The 19,292-nt window shown below is 46.3% G+C and carries 18 protein-coding genes and 1 riboswitch; of the genes, 11 read left to right on the plus strand and 7 right to left on the minus strand.

Translation table 11 applies throughout. From position 1 onward, the window contains the following. Positions 1 to 145 precede the first annotated feature (145 nt). The gene (locus B3S86_RS12830; protein WP_290753401.1) at positions 146 to 1,159 is read left to right on the plus strand and encodes a metal ABC transporter solute-binding protein, Zn/Mn family; all 1,014 of its coding nucleotides are present in this window, start codon (positions 146 to 148) and stop codon (positions 1,157 to 1,159) included. 69 nt (positions 1,160 to 1,228) lie between these two features. Beyond that, a riboswitch (SAM riboswitch) is annotated at positions 1,229 to 1,333 on the plus strand. An 81-nt stretch (positions 1,334 to 1,414) separates the two neighbouring features. Further along, positions 1,415 to 2,725, plus strand: coding sequence for a Na+/H+ antiporter NhaC family protein (locus B3S86_RS12835; RefSeq protein ID WP_290753404.1), 1,311 nt, complete (start codon positions 1,415 to 1,417; stop codon positions 2,723 to 2,725). A 39-nt stretch (positions 2,726 to 2,764) separates the two neighbouring features. Here B3S86_RS12835 and B3S86_RS12840 read toward each other — a convergent pair whose 3' ends face one another. After that, positions 2,765 to 2,968 (minus strand): hypothetical protein, encoded by a 204-nt coding sequence (locus B3S86_RS12840; protein ID WP_035412176.1) that lies wholly within the window; start codon positions 2,966 to 2,968, stop codon positions 2,765 to 2,767. A 159-nt stretch (positions 2,969 to 3,127) separates the two neighbouring features. Between B3S86_RS12840 and B3S86_RS12845 the strand changes: the two genes are divergently transcribed. Continuing rightward, on the plus strand, positions 3,128 to 3,940 hold the full coding sequence (locus B3S86_RS12845) for an aldo/keto reductase (RefSeq protein ID WP_050678472.1): 813 nt from the start codon (positions 3,128 to 3,130) through the stop codon (positions 3,938 to 3,940). Between the two features lie 122 nt (positions 3,941 to 4,062). Here B3S86_RS12845 and B3S86_RS12850 read toward each other — a convergent pair whose 3' ends face one another. The 3 genes from B3S86_RS12850 to B3S86_RS12860 all read right to left on the minus strand — a co-directional run bounded on the left by B3S86_RS12850 (position 4,063) and on the right by B3S86_RS12860 (position 8,691). Beyond that, positions 4,063 to 4,524 carry a YfbM family protein gene (locus B3S86_RS12850; RefSeq protein WP_214856632.1) on the minus strand — a complete coding sequence of 154 codons (462 nt, stop codon included), beginning with the start codon at positions 4,522 to 4,524 and terminating at the stop codon, positions 4,063 to 4,065. An 86-nt stretch (positions 4,525 to 4,610) separates the two neighbouring features. Next, positions 4,611 to 6,056, minus strand: a complete 1,446-nt coding sequence (locus B3S86_RS12855) for an alanine/glycine:cation symporter family protein (protein WP_290753410.1) — start codon at positions 6,054 to 6,056, stop codon at positions 4,611 to 4,613. A gap of 181 nt (positions 6,057 to 6,237) precedes the next feature. Continuing rightward, the gene (locus B3S86_RS12860; RefSeq protein WP_290753413.1) at positions 6,238 to 8,691 is read right to left on the minus strand and encodes a CoA-disulfide reductase; all 2,454 of its coding nucleotides are present in this window, start codon (positions 8,689 to 8,691) and stop codon (positions 6,238 to 6,240) included. A gap of 201 nt (positions 8,692 to 8,892) precedes the next feature. Here B3S86_RS12860 and B3S86_RS12865 point away from each other — a divergent pair, with 201 nt between their 5' ends. Then, on the plus strand, positions 8,893 to 9,420 hold the full coding sequence (locus B3S86_RS12865) for a YbjN domain-containing protein (RefSeq protein ID WP_023469644.1): 528 nt from the start codon (positions 8,893 to 8,895) through the stop codon (positions 9,418 to 9,420). 151 nt (positions 9,421 to 9,571) lie between these two features. After that, a complete protein-coding gene (locus B3S86_RS12870; RefSeq protein WP_290753417.1) occupies positions 9,572 to 10,747 on the plus strand; it encodes a hypothetical protein in 1,176 nt (391 codons plus the stop codon). 193 nt (positions 10,748 to 10,940) lie between these two features. On the opposite strand, the gene B3S86_RS12875 is transcribed toward B3S86_RS12870, so the two are convergent. Further along, positions 10,941 to 11,507 carry a GNAT family N-acetyltransferase gene (locus B3S86_RS12875; RefSeq protein WP_290753420.1) on the minus strand — a complete coding sequence of 189 codons (567 nt, stop codon included), beginning with the start codon at positions 11,505 to 11,507 and terminating at the stop codon, positions 10,941 to 10,943. A gap of 103 nt (positions 11,508 to 11,610) precedes the next feature. After that, entirely contained in the window at positions 11,611 to 12,228 is a 618-nt protein-coding gene (locus B3S86_RS12880; protein ID WP_290753423.1) for a YitT family protein, read from the minus strand. A 411-nt stretch (positions 12,229 to 12,639) separates the two neighbouring features. On the opposite strand from B3S86_RS12880, the gene B3S86_RS12885 reads away from it, so the two are divergent. Beyond that, positions 12,640 to 13,989 carry an FAD-dependent oxidoreductase gene (locus tag B3S86_RS12885; RefSeq protein WP_290753426.1) on the plus strand — a complete coding sequence of 450 codons (1,350 nt, stop codon included), beginning with the start codon at positions 12,640 to 12,642 and terminating at the stop codon, positions 13,987 to 13,989. A gap of 153 nt (positions 13,990 to 14,142) precedes the next feature. Here the strand turns inward: B3S86_RS12885 and B3S86_RS12890 are convergent, their stop codons facing one another. Next, positions 14,143 to 14,616 (minus strand): VOC family protein, encoded by a 474-nt coding sequence (locus B3S86_RS12890; RefSeq protein WP_290753429.1) that lies wholly within the window; start codon positions 14,614 to 14,616, stop codon positions 14,143 to 14,145. A gap of 131 nt (positions 14,617 to 14,747) precedes the next feature. On the opposite strand from B3S86_RS12890, the gene B3S86_RS12895 reads away from it, so the two are divergent. The 5 genes from B3S86_RS12895 to B3S86_RS12915 all read left to right on the plus strand — a co-directional run bounded on the left by B3S86_RS12895 (position 14,748) and on the right by B3S86_RS12915 (position 19,260). Then, positions 14,748 to 15,632, plus strand: coding sequence for an SDR family oxidoreductase (locus tag B3S86_RS12895; protein ID WP_035412151.1), 885 nt, complete (start codon positions 14,748 to 14,750; stop codon positions 15,630 to 15,632). Between the two features lie 122 nt (positions 15,633 to 15,754). Next, positions 15,755 to 16,306 carry a maltose acetyltransferase domain-containing protein gene (locus B3S86_RS12900; protein ID WP_035412148.1) on the plus strand — a complete coding sequence of 184 codons (552 nt, stop codon included), beginning with the start codon at positions 15,755 to 15,757 and terminating at the stop codon, positions 16,304 to 16,306. A 98-nt stretch (positions 16,307 to 16,404) separates the two neighbouring features. Then, on the plus strand, positions 16,405 to 17,289 hold the full coding sequence (locus B3S86_RS12905) for a hypothetical protein (RefSeq protein ID WP_290753434.1): 885 nt from the start codon (positions 16,405 to 16,407) through the stop codon (positions 17,287 to 17,289). A gap of 19 nt (positions 17,290 to 17,308) precedes the next feature. Then, positions 17,309 to 17,992, plus strand: coding sequence for a response regulator transcription factor (locus tag B3S86_RS12910; protein WP_290753437.1), 684 nt, complete (start codon positions 17,309 to 17,311; stop codon positions 17,990 to 17,992). Beyond that, positions 17,989 to 19,260: a HAMP domain-containing sensor histidine kinase gene (locus tag B3S86_RS12915; protein WP_290753440.1), complete on the plus strand. Its 1,272-nt coding sequence runs from the start codon at positions 17,989 to 17,991 to the stop codon at positions 19,258 to 19,260. Before B3S86_RS12910 ends, B3S86_RS12915 begins: the two co-directional genes overlap by 4 nt. The last annotated feature ends 32 nt before the right edge of the window (positions 19,261 to 19,292 follow it).

Consider the following 19,292-nt stretch of genomic DNA (forward strand, 5'->3'; position numbering starts at 1 on the left):
AATTCCTTCATTTTATTATCCTTTTACCCCGTTTTAAAAGAAGTCGAACGTCTCGGTATTCGTACTTGACGCTTCTCAAACGTTCCGCTATAGTGAAAAAGTCCAAATCGGAATAATTACGTTTTAATAACGGAGGTAACATATAATGAAAAAAATCATTCCTGCTTTAACGGTCGCATTCGCGAGCGCAAGTATCCTCGCAGCTTGTGGATCAAACACCGATTCATCGACTTCAGATGATAAAAAGACGGAAATCTATACATCGACGTTCGCAACAGCTGCCATTGCCCGTGAAATCGGTGGTAATCAAGTCAACGTCAAGATGATCGTCCCACCTGGAGCAGATCCGCACTCCTATGAACCGACGTCAAAGCAACTCACTGAGATTGCCAAAGGTGACCTTTTCCTTTTGACAGGTACGACACTTGAACCCTATTCAAAAAAAATCCAAGAGAGTCTAAAAGGCACGGACGTCCGGTTCGTCGAGACGAGTAAGGATGTCACTTTGCTGGAATCGGATGCTACGCTTCACGCACATGAAGAAGAGGGACATACAGAAGATGAGCATGCGCACGAAGAAGCAGGGCACGATGATCACGCAACTGATGAACATGCGCACGAAGAGGAAGAACACGATCATGGAAAATACGATCCACACGTCTGGCTTGATCCTGTCAACGCCAAAGCAATGGCACGTTCTATCACAGTCGCCTTATCAAAAGAAGTACCAAAAGACAAAGCAACATTCGAAAAAAACTTGAAAGCGTTCGCTCAGCAGGCTGACGCACTCGATAAAGAGTTCAAGCAAGCCGTCGCTGACGGATCAAAAAAAGAACTTCTCGTCACACATGCAGCTTACGGTTACCTCGCCGAACGATATGGTTTCACGCAGCTTCCAATCGCCGGAATTTCCCCTTCCGATGAACCCTCACAAAAGCAACTGGCTGCTTTAGTGAAAGAAGCGCGGATGCATGATTTGAAATACGTCGCGTTCGAAGAAACGGTTTCACCAAAGGTTGCGCGTGTCATCCAAAAAGAAATCGGAGCTAAATCCGTGACGATCCATAACCTCGAGTCGGTGACGAAATCGCAGCAAAACAGCTCGTATTTTAAGTTGATGGAAGAAAACGTCCAGACGTTAGAACAGGCACTTCAGTAAAGTACAGTTGACACGCGTTACTCAATGCGGTACGGTAAGAAACGTGTTTTACAACAATTGAATGACTTCTTTTTATCGCGAGAAACGGAGGGACTGGCCCAATGATGTTTCGGCAGCGGACGATTTGATTCGTACTGTGCCAAATCCAGCAAGCGAAAGCTTGAGAGATAAGAAGAGCGTCTTTATTTCATAAAGACCTCCTTCTTTCTTGCGAAGGGGTCTTTTTTTGTATCTTTGAGAAACGAGGTATCAACAATGAAAGAAACGATTACGCCTAACAAATGGGCACTTCTTCCGCTCGTCGTGTTCCTGGTCCTCTTCATCGGAGCCGGTATCTTCTATGACGATTTTTACAAATTTCCGATTCTGATCGCCGCTTTGATCGCGTTGATCTTTGCTGCAATCATGACGAAAGGATCGATCAATCAAACGGTCGAACGTATCGCAACCGGTGCCGGAAATCCTGATATCATGATCATGGTCTTCATTTTCTTATTAGCCGGTGCGTTCTCTGGAACAGCGGAAGCGATCGGCGCAATCGAAGCAACTGTCAATGCTGCTTTGACGTTCTTACCTCCTTCACTCCTGATGAGTGGGATATTTGTTATCGCAGCATTCATCTCGATGGCAATGGGTACCTCGACAGGAACGATTGCCGCACTTGCTCCAATCGCCTTCGGTATTCATGAAGCAACAGGTATCAACGTTGCGATCGCAGCAGCGTCAGTCGTTGGTGGTTCGATGTTCGGTGATAACTTGTCGTTCATCTCGGATACGACAATCGCTGCCGTTCGGACACAAAAAACGAACATGCGCGATAAATTCCGGACGAACTTCATGATCGTTCTCCCGGCTGCCGTCTTAACGGTCATCTTACTCGCGTTCGTTTCTGGTTCTGGCGATGCGGCAGCAGCTAAAGCATTCGAGTTCTACAAATTAATTCCGTATCTCGCCGTCATCGTCCTTGCACTATTTGGTGTCAATGTCATTCTTGTTCTCGTCGGTGGCACATTGCTCACTGGAATCATCGGTATGATCGACGGTAGCTTTGGCTTAAGTGGGTTCGTCCTTTCGATGTCTGAAGGAATGATGGGCATGGCAGAGATTTCCATCTTGACACTCCTCATGGGTGGTCTCGTCAGTTTGATCACGTTCAATGGCGGAATCGCCTACTTGAAAGAGACGTTGACGCGCAAGATTTCACAGCGTCGCGGTGCTGAATTCAGTATGGCAGCACTCGTCAGTGCGACGAACCTCGCAACGGCGAACAATACGATCTCGATTCTCGTCGCTGGACCACTCGCGGCTGAAATCGCTGATACGTATGAAATCGACCGCAAGAAATCAGCGAGTATTCTTGATATCTTCTCTTGTGGTATTCAAGGCATCATTCCGTATGGGGCACAACTGCTGATCGCAGCAGAGTTGACGAAGACAGCTTCACCAGAACTGATTCCGTATCTGTTCTATCCGTTCCTGCTCTTCGTCTGTGGATCGATTGCCATCATCTTTGGTTTCCCACGTCCGAAAAAATCAGTTGCTCAACAGGAAAAAATCTCTTCTTAACCAACGACAGGTCCGATCATGGTGATCGGACCTGTTTCATTATTTTTTCTGCTTCGCTTGTCGTTCTAAAATCAAATACGCGATTGCTGGAAGTGGAAACTGAAGGAGTCCCGCGCCTCCCCATACCCACGGGTTACGTCCTGATTTTCGTGCACTGAAAAATAGGCTAACTGCTTGCGTGACCAACAAGGCACTAATACTAAGCCAAGCTCCCTTTGATAGCTTTTTATTCTTTTGAGCCATCCTTTCTCCCCCTCTTTCTGACATACGGTCAGATGTGATGAATTCTCTTTTATTTTAACCCATTCTATTCCTCCATGAGCATGGAAACGGACGGTTTCGTTCGTTCGTGCTAAACTAAACGAGCAAATCTAAACTACGTTTTATGAGGAGGAGTAACACATGCAATACGCAAAACTTTCAAACGGTATTACGATTCCCCAAATCGGATTCGGTGTCTGGCAAGTAGACGAAGAAACAGAAGCACCCGCTGCTGTTGCTGAAGCACTACGTGTCGGCTATCGTCATATCGATACAGCTGCTGTCTATAAAAACGAGCGCGGTGTCGCAAAAGGAATCAAAGAAAGCGGCGTGAAACGTGAGGATCTCTTCTTAACGTCGAAAGTCTGGAACGATGATATTCGTGCCGGTCGGACGAAGGAAGCATTCGCAGAATCGCTCGAACGTCTCGAAACAGACTACCTTGACCTCTACCTGATCCACTGGCCAGTCGAAGGCTATATCGAAGCGTGGAAAGCAATGGTTGAACTTTATGAAGCAGGCAAGATCAAAGCGATCGGTGTCTCGAACTTCAAGGAACATCACCTCGATACATTGGCAGAAGAGGGCTTGATGGCACCAATGATCAACCAAGTCGAATTGCATCCACAATTGCCGCAACACGAACTGCACGAATACTTGCAAGATCACAACATCCAAGTCGAAGCATGGAGTCCACTCATGCAAGGGAAATTCCTCGAAATCAACGATTTCAAGGAAATCGCAGAGAAGCATGGTAAGACACCTTCACAAGTCGTCTTGCGCTGGCACCTCGACAACGGTATCGTTGCTCTTCCAAAATCCGTCACACCAGAACGCATTGCAGAAAACTTCGACGTCTTTGATTTCCAACTCGATGCCGATGATCTTGAGAAAATTGATCGTCTAGCAACGGATGTCCGCCTCGGACCGGATCCAGACGAAATCGATTTTTAATCTAAAAGTTATTGTAAAAAGAGTGATTTCCATGTGAAGTCATCTTGATTTAGATGAACGACAAGAGACCCGTTTCCAGTCGACGACTTGGAAGCAGGTCTCTTTTTTATAGATGGTACTAGTCATACGTAATAAATTAAAATCGTATCTTCCGCTTCTTCTGCCTTTTGAAAATAGGCACGCAGATCGGCGAACTGCTCCCAGACATATTCGAATTCGCCCGGTATTCCAGCTTCATCATGAATCGAAGCGAGTGCCCGTTGATCGAAGTTTCGCATCACTTCAGCGGAAATGATCAAAAGCGGTAAAGGAAGAATACCGACGATTGCCGCTTTTTCCTCATTGACGATCAACTCTTCACCAATGATCGCTCGCCCTAGATTATAGTGCGTGTCCTGATCAATATAGATATCGATTTGATTCATCAAATGGTAGATGGCATTCGTTTGTTCGAGGGCAAACAATTGTTCATGGTCGGGTTGTGTCTCATGAATGAATAATATCCAGTCCATGATGATGTGGGGATCGTTTCCGAACGACTCCCAGACCGCATCCGTGACGCGGACGAAATGTACGTTTTCCATTCTCCCCCTCCCTTCTGTACTCTGTATTCCCTTTTTAAATTCGTTCTATACAAAAAAAGAGCCAGATTTCTCTGACTCCCTTTTCCTTAGATTGCTTTTTCGTCTTCTTTTGATTCCTGCCATGCTTCAAGCGTATCTTTCCCTGGCAAGTTCGGAATTGAATCCGCATAGAAACGCGGCTCTTTCCCTGCTTTTCGTTGTGTCACATAATCATCGAGGGCAAGCTTCGCAATTTTTGCGAGACGGAAAATCGCATACAGATTGACGATCGCCATTAGTCCCATGAAGATGTCCGCTAAAGCCCACACGAGACTAGCCGACTCGACAAGTGAACCGAAGACGATCATGACGAGGACGAGTACGCGGTATGCCATCATGACTTGTTTATTTTCACGGATGAAGTTGATGTTCGATTCACCGTAGTAGTAGTTTCCGACGACGGAACTAAAGGCAAAGAGGAAGATGGCGAGTGCCATGAATCCTGTCGCAAATGATCCAACTTGCGACGCAAGTGCCCCTTGCGCTAAATCAATACCGGCTAAGGCATCTCCATTCGCATCTTTTGTCGGAACACCACTGACGAGAACAATCATCGCTGTCGCCGAACAGACCATCAACGTATCAACGAAGACCGCGAATGATTGAATCAAGCCTTGTTTGACCGGGTGGGAGACTTCAGCCGTTGCTGCTGCGTTCGGTGCCGAACCCATACCGGCCTCGTTCGAGAACAAACCGCGACGAATACCATTCAGAACGGCCGCCCCGATTGCTCCCCCTGCTAACGTCTTAAACTCGAATAACCCTTCTTGGAAAATCAATTTAAAGACGTTCGGTAATACTTCAAGATTCGTCACCATGATATACAGGGCAATCAGGATATAACCACCTGCCATGATTGGAACCATGAACGAAGCGACTGTCGCAATACTACGAACACCACCAAAAATGATCAGTGCCGTCAAGACGACCAATCCGACCGTAATCCACATCTTATCCACACCATATTGACTTTGCAGTGACAAGGAAATCGTATTCGATTGGACAGAGTTGAAGACAAAACCAAATGAGATCGTGATCAGAACACTAAAGACGATTCCTAACCACCGTTGTCCAAGCGCTTTTTCCATGTAATAGGCTGGACCACCACGCCATTCTTTTCCGTCACGTACCTTATAAATCTGAGCAAGTGTACTTTCAACGAATGCTGATGCCGATCCAATTAAGGCAATCAACCACATCCAAAAAACTGCTCCTGGACCACCTAGTGCAATTGCAGCCGCTACACCCGCGATGTTTCCGGTACCAACACGCGCTGCCGTACTGATTGCGAATGCTTGAAATGGAGAGACACCGTCTTTTCCATCATCTGTTCCTTGGAACAATAAGCGAACCATCTCCGGAATCATCCGGAATTGAACGAACCGCATTCGAAGTGTAAAATAAATGCCTAACACGACTAGAAGTGTGATCAATACATTTGTCCATAACAAATCACTGACTCTATTCACTAACCTCATTAATTCCTTTTCCATCAAAACTCCTCACTTTCATCCATCTTTTCTCTCTATTTGTATGTAAGTTTTTTTCACATGTGATTTATCATACGCAATTTTTTTTGAAAAATCAAACTCACTTATAACTCAGAACATAAAAAACGTGTTAAACCTCACATCAGATGTCAGGTTTAACACGTTCACATAGTTAATTCTTTTATTAGATGAACAGATTCAGGTTAGCACCATCTGTTGCGCCGAGATAACTCGCGACACCACCGTAATCAATGCCGTCGAGGAGTTCTTCTTTCTTAATGCCCATGATATCCATCGACATCGTGCAGGCAATCATGCGGACACCCGCCGCTTGCGCTTTTGCCATCATCGTCTCGAGCGCATCGACTTGTTTATCCTTCATGACTTTTTTCATCATTTTTTGACCAGCACCTGCCATATTCATGTTCGAGAGTGGCAGTTCCCCGGCGTGTTTCGGCATCATCATCCCCATCATCCGCTCAATACCGGCTTTCTCGACGGCAGGAGCATCCGGTTTTCGAATGATGTTCAAGCCCCAGAACGTAAAGAACATCGTCACTTGCTTCCCCATTGCTTGTGCACCTTGTGCGATGACAAAGGACGCAAGTGCTTTATCAAGATCACCACTAAAGACGACCATCGTCGCATCATCTGCCGGATTAACTTGAACCGGTGTTGCAGCAAGTGTCTCCCCTTGCCCTTTTTCAAGCAAGACCTCAACGACCCCTTGATTCATCTCCGCTGAATGGACCGTGTGTCCTAGTTTTTTCGCCCATGCTTGAACGTCCGGTAAGAATCCCGGATCCGACGCTTTGACAAAAATTTGCTCGCCATCCGTCATCTGATCGATTTTTGTTTTTAACTCTAAAATTGGACCCGGGCACTGTAAGCCGCACGTATCGAGCAACATCACTTGTGCCGGTGCAGCCTTCGTTGTTGGTTCACGTTTCGTTACCGTCACAGCTGTCTCCTCCTCCGCTTGGCTTCGTGCTTTTTGATCTCGATGCACGACCGACCATGTTTTGTAGCCGCCGCTTAAGTTTTTGACATCATAACCGTGTTGTTGCAACAATTGACTCGCAACATATCCACGTAATCCGACTTGGCATGTTACATAGATCGTTTGATCTTTCGGCAGATCATCTAACTTCTCACGTAACGTCGGTAACGAGATGTTGACCGATCCCGGAATCGCACCTAACTCGTTTTCCGATGGTTCACGGACATCGAGTAACAAACCACCGTTTGCGACGATTGCATCGATTTCGTGCCAATGAACGTTCGTACTGTCACCTAAGACGATATTTGACGCGATATATCCTGCCATGTTAACCGGATCTTTTGCTGAACTATACGGTGGTGCATATGATAGTTCAAGATCTGGTAAATCAAGCACTGTCAAGCCGCCTTTAATCGCTGTCGCGAGGACATCAATTCGTTTCTCGACACCTGTCATACCGATTGCCTGTGCACCATAAATCGTTCCTTCAATTGGATCAAATAACAGCTTCATCGAAATGGGACTCGCTCCTGGGTAGTAACCCGCATGGGATCCCGGATGGAGGTGAATCGCTTCATAACGCATACCGAGCTGACGCAATCGTTTTTCGTTGTTACCGGTAGAAGCGACTGTCAAATCGAAGACTTTCGCTACTGCTGTACCGAGCGTTCCACTGTACCGGACATCGCGCCCGGCAATGATGTCGGCGACGAGGCGCCCTTGACGGTTCGCCGGCCATGCGAGCGGTACATGTGTCGCTTCCTTCGTGATAAAATCTTTAACTTCGATCGCGTCACCAATCGCAAAGATCGACGGATCGGATGTCCGCAGTTGATTGTCGACTTGAATCGTCTGTTTGATTCCAAGCGTTAAACCAGCATCTGCTGCGAGCGTGCTCTCCGGTGCGACACCGATTGATAAGATGTTCATCTCTGTCTCAATCACGCGTCCACTTGTCAAGACGACACGACGACCTGCTTCTTCAAAACGAGCGACGCCATCTTCTAGAATCAGCTCGACGCCTTTTGCCCGAAGATGTTCATGAATGATCGCTGCCATTTCCGGGTCGATCGGAGCCATGACTTGGTTTGCCATTTCAACGAGGGTAACGTGTGCCCCACGTTCGACAAGATTTTCTGCCATCTCGAGACCGATGAATCCTCCACCGATGACGACTGCCCGTTCCGGACGTGTCGTATCGACGTATTCTCGCATCCGGTCCGTATCCGGAATGTTCCGTAACGTAAAGACATTTGTTGCATCACTCAGTCCTTTAATGTTCGGACGAATTGGTTTTGCACCTGGAGAAAGAATTAGATGATCGTACGATTCATCGTATTCTTCACCTGTGTCAACGTTACGGATCGTGACAGTCTTCGCTTCACGGTTGATCCGAATCGCTTCCGACAAGTTACGGACGTCTAAATTAAATCGTGCATGCATCCCCTCTGGCGTTTGGACAAGTAATTTATTGCGATCTTTAATGACATCTCCGATATAGTAAGGCAGTCCGCAGTTCGCGAACGAGATCTCTTTTCCGCGCTCGAGCAAAATGATTTCTGCCGTTTCGTCAATCCGGCGTAGTCGTGCCGCTGCCGTTGCGCCACCTGCGACGCCACCTACGATGATCGTTTTCATCTAAATGATTCCTCCTTGAAGTACTATCTGCCACTCAATATACCCTGTTAGGTATGTATTTTCAAGTCAGTTGCTTGCGGCTTCACAGATATGACATATCCCATTCGTTTTGTATTTTCTTCCTATCTGAACGGACATTAGTTGCATTTCCTTCTGAAATGCTTGAAACTAAATCTATAGTATATAAAGGGGGATTTTGCAATGGACCAGGAACGTAACTCGAACGAATCAAACGAGAACAATAAAGTGACACCGATTCACCAAGATCGTCAACCCGAAACAAACGAACAAGGAATCGCGCCACAACAGCAACAACACTTGGAAGCTTTCCAAGCTTTCCTCGTCGAAAAAGGCATTCCAATGGAAGCTCGTGAGAATGAGACACACGTCTTCTTCATGACACAAGAAAAAACACCTGCTGGAGCAGAACCGATGATGATGATCGTCTTCAGTAAGACGACGACAGATGTTGAATTGTTCGCTCGTACAGTGACACACGTACCAGATGGTGTCGAGGATCTTCCGATTCTTAATGCCATTAACGATTTCAACCAAGAGTTCAAATACTTCCGCGTCGTTCTCGATAGCGACCGTGATGTCACGATCGCATCGACAATTGATCTGGATCACGGCTTCAATCCAGCAGCGATCTTCGGACATTCTGTCATGATGTTCCAAGCATCGGATGAAGTCTATACGTATTTGACAAAACTGTATGAACAGTTCTGATTTTTGATTTTGGACGGCTTTGGATTCTTATTCCAAAGCCGTTTTTTATTTAAAGTTCAATTAAAAATATGAATTATTCTCCTTACGTTCAGATTTCTGAAAACAACTACATGATAGAAACTTCTTATCACTTTTGTAGGAGGTCACGATTATGAAAAAGCGCATAAAACTAGCTTCGATCTTTATGTTAGCTGGCATCTTAGCTGCCTGCGGTTCGAACGAAACCGATACGACTGTACCGAAAAAAGAGCAGTCGACAGAAACGAAATCAGCGGATGCTGGAATCGCTGCAACGACATTGATAGATGAATTGACGATCTACAGCTCGATCAAAGCAGAACTCGACAAAGCGAAAGACGGACAAGCAATGGATTGGAAGATGGTCAAGACGAGTTATGAAGCAAAACTAAAAGGTGGTGTCAAAACGGTAGCACCAGAAATCGACCAAGTCATTCAATCCGCTTTAATAGATGTTGAAGCGAAGAATCTCGATCAGAACATCGCACGTCAACTCGTCGATAAAGGTCTACAATCCTATTTCTATCAATTACAAAAGGCAACTCAAGCAAAAACTGAAGAAGCACTCGTTGCGGGTAAACCGGAAGCTGCAACAGAAGCACTCAAAGATGTCGAAGCAATGGCAAAGACCGTTTTCATCCCGACAGCGAAAAAGTGCGACGTAAGCTACGATTTCAAAAATGAAGACGCGATTGCTCAAGCAATTACTTCTGGTCTATCTGCTCAGCAAGAAGCTATTGATACTAAAAAAATCGGTGACTTCAATGTCGCGAAACAAGTGACGGATAAATCGATTTATCGTTCGTTCTACTTGGCTGCACTCGATTATGCTCAAAAAATCGAGGATGGTGTCAAAAGCGGGACGGACGAAAAAGAATTACAGGTAGGGCAAGCAGAAGGATATGCTTCCCTCCTTGCAGTTGAAAAATCTTTAGCGGATGGCGAGGAAGAGACTGTCAAAATACTAAAAGAACGTTATGACTTCTCGAAGACAAAGCCAGCTGACGTTTCTTACAAAGAAATCGAAGGATTATTCGCACAAGCGTTGACGGAAAAAGTCGACGAATCTTATGAAGAAACACAAGAAGCAATCGAGAAGAAAGACATCGATACAGCACGGGCAAAAGCAATGGAAGCTAACCTGTTCATCGTTGCGATGAAACCCACGCTTGAAAACCGTCTCGGTAAAGAAAAAGTAGCGCAAATCACTAAAGATGCGAACGAATGGTTCGCGCTCGTTGAAAAAGGTGACGTCAAAGCCAAAATGATAGGTGAACGGATTACGGACGCACTCAAACCATTTAACTAAGCAAAAATGTTATGAAAACGGAGTGCTAAGGTGAACCTCTTCATGTCTACACCAAGCTTCCGCTTTACGAGTGATGCCCGATACAAATCAGAAGACGCGCAAGCGATTTGTATCAACTAACGATGCCATGATGGCATGACTATAAAAACCATGTCGATTCCCGAATGACACTGTGGAGATCGACATGGTTTTTTCATTGCTGTATATCGTAACGACGTTCCATATAATCAAAGGTACCGCCACTAATTTCAATCGTCCGGACCGGTTTAAAGCCAAGGCGGCGATACAGTCGTTGCGCTCCAACGTTCGTTTGATCAGCGTTTAACGTAAACGCTTGTAGTCCCTGTTTCTCGCCTACTTCCGCTGCTGCCTGCAACAGTTCCGTACCAATTCCTTTTCCACCATGACGCGCATCCACTGATAAGGTATCCAGGTAATAGACCGGTCCTTCCGTCTCGACGTCGATCTGGACGTCTTGACCTGTCCACTGTTTCAATTGTTCTTTAATTGGTTCGTCGAGTTGTTTCGCCTCTGTTCCGGCATAAGCGATCACGATGCCCGCTACTTCGTCCTTGATGATTTTCACGAGGATGTTCTCATGACTGAGCCGGTTTCCGGTTTGGGAAACGAAATAAGCGAGCCTTTCTAGAACCTCTTCTTTTTCTGTCGTTCCCGTCAATGTCTCAGCAATCTCATGAATCGCTTGCTCAATCAACGGGGCAATCTGTTGTGCTTCAGAAGCATCTGCTTGTCGAATCATCTAATCGTTCTCCTTTGAACTTATTTTCTAATTAATGAACCTGAAAAATCGGACTCGACGATGTCGAATCCGATACATGATTTTTTTAGATATTCATCCGTTTTTACTGCGTCACTCTCTTTATGACAGGTGCTGGTACGATGATAGGCTCCCGTGTCATGACAGCAACGACACGACCGGCAATCGCTACGGCCAGTAACGTATATAACGTTAAGCTGAGCGGCAGATAGACGAGTGAGATGACTAACACGATGGCATCGAGTCCGAACAAAATCGTCCCGATTGATAGACCTGTCAGTTTGCTGAGTCCCATCGATAGCAAATCGTCTCCACCTGTTGCCGCTCCACTTTTCAAAACAAGTCCGAGACCATACCCGGTCACGATTCCGCTAGCGATCGCTGCGATGAGCGTCGCTGGCCAAGCCTGTTCTGGAAAGTGGAACAAATCGAGTCGGTGCCACATTTCATAAAAGAGTGATAACGCACCTGCTGATAGTAATGCTTCACTGACGAAACGCTTGCCTTTGAAGTACAAGGCACCGATGAAAAATGGAATATCGAGCACGATCATCGAGATCGAAGGATTGATATCAAAAAAGTATCGACCAAGCAACGATAATCCGATAAAGCCGCCTTCTGCTAATCCGAACTGTTCATTCAATGTGTAGTAACCGAACGCCATGATCAGCGTTCCGGTTAAGATGGTTGCGATTCGTTTCATGTTTTATTGTCCTCTCCCATTTACATCGTGGGAGAGGTTTTATACGTCCCGTTTGGGTATTCATCTATTTTCGCTCTCCCTGATTTTTATAAGCCATTACCGTCTTGTTCGTCTTGACCGGTACTGCTAAAAATCAGGTAAGCTGAATAGATGATTGGTCCTCTCGGTATCCATCGGTTTCCACCCCTTCATTAAAAATCTATTTTCATTATAACCCGAATTTCAGTAACTAAAACAGTTTTACGCATTCTTCACATAATCCAAACACCTTTGCTCACTCATTCACAATTTAGACAAGATTATGCTCAATGTTGAACAAACTACTTGAAAGTGAACTTGTGAAGGATTACACTAAGTATATCAAATGAATGTGATTTACATCACAAACAAAACACAAAGGAGACTTTACCCATGAAAGTAGCAGTCATCGGATGTACACACGCAGGAACAGCAGCAGTCAAAGAACTCGCTTCACAACAAGATGTCGAGATCACCGTTTATGAGCGGAATGACAATGTATCGTTTCTCTCTTGTGGGATCGCACTTCACGTCGGTGGTGTCGTCAAGCACGCGGAATCGCTATTTTACTCGTCACCAAGTGAACTTGCTGAGCTCGGAGCCGATATGCGTCTGAAACATGATGTACTTGAAATCGATAGTGAACGTCAAACGATCGTTGCGAAAAACCTCATGACTGGTGAAGTCGTTCACGATACGTACGATAAACTCATCATGACGACTGGATCTTGGCCAATCATTCCAATGCTTCCTGGTATTGAGTTGAATCAAATCGAGCTCTGTAAAAACTATCACCACGCTCAAACAATCATCGAAAAAGCATCAGATGCAGAGCGGATCACGGTCGTTGGTGCAGGCTATATCGGTGCTGAACTCGTCGAAGCGTTTGAAGCCTACGGAAAAGATGTTACGTTCATCGACAGTGCAGATCGCATTCTCAACAAATACCTCGACCGCTCGTTCACTGACGTCATTGAACGCGAATTAACAGATCGCGGCATTCGTCTTGAACTTGGACAAACCGTCCAAAGCTTCAAAGGAGAAAACGGTGCTGTCACACACGTCGTTACAGATAAAGGCACATTTGAAACGGATCTCGTCATTCTCTGTGTCGGTTTCCGCCCAAGCACGGAACTCTTAAAAGGACAAGTCGATATGTTACCGAACGGTGCCATCATCGTTGACGATTATATGCGGACGAGCAACCCGAACATTTTTGCTGCTGGTGACAGCTGTGCCGTCTATTACAACCCAGCTCGGACACATGCCTATATTCCACTCGCAACGAATGCTGTCCGGATGGGTACGCTCATCGGAAAAAACTTACTCGCGCCAAAGATTCGTTACCAAGGAACACAAGGCACATCTGGTCTTCGCTTATATGATTTGAACATCGCGTCGACTGGTTTGACAGAAGAAGCGGCACCCTTGTTCGGACTTGAAGTGAGCAGCACGACAGTTACAGATGCGTATCGTCCAGAGTTCATGCCAACAGCAGAAGACGTCCAATTGAAGCTCGTCTTCGAGACGGCAACACATCGTGTCGTCGGTGCACAAATCATCTCAAAAGTTGATTTGACACAGGCAATGAACACACTTTCTGTCGCGATTCAAAATGACATGACACTTGAAGAGCTCGCTTTCGTCGATTTCTTCTTCCAACCGCACTACAACAAACCGTGGAACTTACTAAACCAAGCAGCTCTACAAGCAATGAGCGAGCGCCAATCAGCTCGTGTCTAAATTTATTGCAAGATAGATTAAGTGCAATTTTTCTCTATTATGAGGAGAAAGATTGCACTTTTTGTTCATTTCGAACCGTTTTCTATAAAAGAACACGTCATGCAGTTTGCGATTTGAATGCGTAATCAATGACTGAACGTTACAGTCACCTCTTCATTTTTCCGTTTCAATCTGATAAAGATGCTGCCAGTCCTGATACGACATCGTTCCGTTCATCGTCTCCATATCAAAGCGTAACGGTGCGATCAATTCGAGTGAATTACCATCTGGATCCTCGAAGTAGATTGCTGCGTGCGCATGTGGATGATTATTGAGAACGAGCGGTTGATTTGCTCCTGCTACACCGAAGGCTGATCGAACTTCAATCCCTCTCTCCTTTAACCAGTCCTGTGCTTTGTCGATATTTTCATGCTCCATCCGAAACGCAACATGGCGAATCGACGGATGATACGGTAACTCAGCTTGACCTGCTTTCCATAGCCCCAACCAACTCTTACCGTGCTCGATCCAAAAGAAAGCGACGCGTTCATTTCGGAACGCACATTCAAGACCTAACTCTTCGTAAAAGACAATCGATCGTTCGAGCTCTTTGACCGGTAAATGGGCTTCATACAGTCCAGCAATCATCTTCTTCACACTCCTCTTTCTCGAGTGTAAGCCATCAATTTCCAAATTTACTACCATCAAAAACGTTTAATCCGACTTGTTGAGGGAACATACAACCTATACCAAAACCAACTTTCAGGAGGAATGTTTACATGGCTGCATCGAAAAATCCGTTAACAAAATACTTCAATGACGATTTCCCAAAACAATATCAGGACGCCCCAGCGGTTCAAGCAAAAATGGAACCTGTTCCCGATTGTGGAGAAGAAAGTTATAAAGGTTCTGGCAAATTGATCGGCAAAAAAGCACTGATTACGGGTGGCGACTCCGGCATCGGCCGAGCAGCAGCAATCGCCTACGCTCGTGAAGGGGCTGATATCGTCCTTAACTACTTACCGGAAGAACAACAGGATGCTGAAGAGGTCAAAGCACTCGTTGAAGCAGCGGGACAAAAAGCATATCTCTTACCTGGTGATTTAAGTGATGAAGCGTTCTGTGGACAACTCGTCAAAGAAGCACATGAATCACTCGGTGGACTCGACATTTTGGCACTTGTCGCGGGTAAACAACAAGCTGTCGAAAACATTCTCGACCTTTCGACGGAGCAATTACGCAAGACATACGAAATCAACGTCTTCTCCCTCTTCTGGGTCGTCAAGGCAGCCTTGCCACTCTTAAAGGAAGGCGCTTCGATTATCACGACGACATCTGTCCAAGGATATAATCCAAGCGCGAATCTCTTGGATTACGCTTCGACGAAGTTTGCCATCAACGGTTTCACGCGTGGACTCGCTAAACAAGTCGCGCCAAAAGGAATCCGTGTCAACTCCGTCGCACCTGGTCCGATTTGGACACCGCTTCAAATCTCGGGTGGTCAGCCAAGCGAGAACATTCCAGAGTTCGGGCAGGAAACACCACTGAAACGAAGTGGTCAACCGGTCGAACTGTCTGATGTCTATGTCTTCCTTGCTTCAGACGCTGCAAGCTATGTCACAGCGCAAATCTATGGTGTCACAGGTGGAATCGAGTTAGCATAAGGATCGAATCTCGACAGGGTAGCTTCGGCTATCCTGTTTTCGCGTGTCTTAACGGGATATCAGTTGCATCACCCGGTGCCATTTAGTCTAATGAAAGTAATAACGATGAAGGAGTGAATCAGATGACTGAAAAAGAAAAGATGATTAAAGGGGAACTCTATTTAGCACAAGATCCGGAACTCGTGGCCGACCGCATCCGGGCACAATCGCTCTGTTATGAGTTTAATCAATTGAGTGTCCATGATCGTGCCAAGCGAAAGATGCTTTTGCAACAATTATTTCAGACGGAGCAAGCCGACTTTTACATCGAACCGACCTTTAAATGTGATTATGGCTACAACATTACGTTAGGGGCTCGTTTTTATGCCAACTATGACTGTGTCTTGCTCGATATTTGTCCGATTACGATCGGCGACAACTGCATGCTTGCTCCAGGAGTACATATCTATACCGCGACCCACCCACTCGATCCTGTCGAGCGCAATAGCGGTTATGAATTAGGAAAACCAGTCGTCATCGGGAACAATGTCTGGATCGGTGGACGCGCGGTCATCAATCCCGGTGTGACGATCGGAGATAATGCAGTTATTGCCTCAGGTAGTGTCGTCGTCAAGGATGTACCGGCAAACAGCGTCGTTGGTGGAAATCCAGCTCGGATCATCAAGACGATCTAATTCTCATCAAATTCTAATCTGTTCCTCAGTTTCCTTTCACGTGGTCTGGTTATTCTAGGTATAAGAACAACAGCCACTACTCAAAGGAGGACATCATCATGACTGAAAAACGAACAGATAAAGGAAATAAACGTTTCAAAAAAGGAATCGCTACACTTGCCGTAACGGGTACAGTCTTAACAGGAGCTGGTGCGTTCCTACTCTTCACAGGCCCAGGACACTCTCTCGTCAACTCGACGGTCACCACTTCACAGCAGACAGAGCAAAAAGTCGAAGCTGCTTCGCGCCAAGTCAAACAAAAGCTTCCTGCTTCAATGCGTGACGATCAAGAAATCGAAGGCACATTGCAGAAACTATCAGATCGTTCGATGACGATCGACGTTAACGGTGACGCTCAGACGTATGACTTTGCTTCGTCAGTAGAACGTGAAGCCGTGCAAAAAGAGGATTGGGTCAAAATCGATCTGAATGCGAATCAGCAAATCACGGAACTTGAGCGAGAAGATCCAGATGATCGCAATGACCGAGAGGACGATGGCAATCGCTCAAATGATTCATCGGACGATGCGAATGAACGGTACGGTATCCTTCGTGCCCTATCACAAAGTGAATTGACACTCGAACAAGAGGGACAAGAGACGATCTACGCAATGGCGGATCGTGCGGAACGTGACGCTGCGAAATCTGGGGATATCGTAAAAATCGAATTGAATGCAGATGGTCAAGTCCGTGAGCTTGATCGGGAAGAGGATGACGAAAATCGTAATGATGTACGCGATGAAGACCGTGACGATGCACGGGAGCAAGAAGTCCGCGGTACACTCTCTAAAATAACGAATCAAGAGATCGTCATTGAACAGAATGGTGCGCAAAAATCGTACTCTCGTACATCAAACATGGAACAAGATGATGACGTCCGAGTTGGTGGTTCCGTCAAACTTGAGTTGAACGCATCAGACGAAGTGACAGAAATCGATGAATGATCATTAAAGGAGGATGTTTATGTCAACCACCATCTTAATCGTTGAGGACGACGCGAAAATCGCGCGCCTCCTTGAACTCGAACTCCAATATGCCGGGTACGCGACACGTGTCGCCCCCAACGGAAAAGATGGTCTCGCTGCCGCTGAGCATTCGGTTGATCTCGTCTTACTCGACGTGATGATGCCGGAGCTGAGCGGCTTCGAGGTGTTGCGCAGGCTCCGTGGAAAAGGCATGCACGTCCCCGTCATTATGCTAACAGCACGTGGAGAAGTGTACGATAAAGTCGCGGGACTCGATCTTGGTGCGAATGATTATGTGACGAAACCGTTCGAGATGGAGGAACTCCTTGCTCGGATCCGAGCGTTATTACGCACTCCGACTTCAACTAGTAACGCACCGCGCACGTTACAGTTCGCTGATCTTGTACTCAATCTTGATCGACATGAAGCATTTCGCAATGAAGGGCGACTCGATTTGACACCACGTGAGTTCGAACTTCTGACATATTTACTAGAAAACAAGGAACATGTCCTGACACGCGAACAAATCCTAAATCACGTCTGGGGGTACGATTACTTCGGCGAGACGAACATCGTCGACGTCTACATCCGTTATCTTCGCAAAAAAGTCGATGCCCACCCTCCAGCTTTGATTCAGACCGTTCGTGGGGTTGGTTATGTGCTACGGGAGGCGATCCCATGAAGCTTCGAACGAAGCTTGCTTTATCCGTCACCGCCTTTACGACACTCTTGTTATTCTTTTCGTTCATCGTCGTGACACTCGTCGTCCAAAATCATTTAATTGAATCGCGTTATACCCAACTGGAACAGGCAGAGGAATTGATGGAAGATGATTCATCGGTCCGGACATTGCTGACGCTTCATGAGGATGCTGTCGTCTTATCGAACGAAAATGGACGCTGGGTCATCTCAAACGATGAAGATGGCGACGACTCGTCTACTGTTAACGGAGACGTACAAGCAAATGACCTCCCCGGTATCCCACGCTCGAAGGAACCTTTTAAGTCTGGCGATTGGTTCGGCATCGTCTATCAGGATCAAGCCTATCTGTTCGAAGATGAGAGCGTCGATGATACAGTCTCGACACTCGTTTTGACCTTCACCATCGTGTTAGTCGTTGGAATCCTGATCGCGTTCATCAGTAGCTTCTGGATTGCTTATCAGACGCTCCGCCCGCTCAGGCAACTAAATGATACGATGCAACGAATCTCCTCTTCTGGAACGCTTGAGACCGTGCAGACCAAACGTGATGATGAGATCGGTCGCCTCGGTCGCGTCTTCAATCAGATGATTGGTCGTGTCGATCAGACGATGGAACAACAACGGCAGTTCGTCGCGGATGTCTCGCATGAAATGAAGACACCCTTGACCGTCATTGAGGGATACACTCAATTATTGAAACGCTGGGGCAAAACGAAGCCCGACGTACTCGATGAATCGATCGAACACATCTTGCAGGAGACACATGCGATGCGGACGACCTTGATTGAGCCTATGCTCGAATTGTCTCGTCTCGGTTACGAGGAAACATCTGTCGAAGTGATTGACTTAGCAGACCTTGGAAGCGAACTCGCTGATCGGATGTATCACGCAACAGGGACGATCATTCCTGTTGATGCCTCCGGAACGATTCGGGCAAATCGCGAAGCGGTGTTACGTATCTTGACGATCTATATCGATAATGTCCTGAAGTATGCTACTTCACCAGAATTGTACCTGCGCAAAGAACGTCTGGCTGTCCTTGATCGGGGAACGTCTCTAACGGACGAAGAACGCGCTCGGTTATTCGACCGGTTTTACCGACTCGATGCAGCACGCGATCGTTCAGGAAGTGGACTCGGATTGTCGATTGCTGCAGCTCTAGCGACGACACATCATTTTAAGGTCGGTAGTGAAGAGCGTCAGCCAGATGGAAGCTGCTTCTATTTAATCCCCGAGCAGTCTGAATGAAACTTTTTCTACAATTGTGTCGTACACTTAAG

The sequence above is a fragment of the Exiguobacterium sp. UBA3968 genome (assembly GCF_002385115.1).
Lineage (GTDB): Bacteria > Bacillota > Bacilli > Exiguobacteriales > Exiguobacteriaceae > Exiguobacterium_A.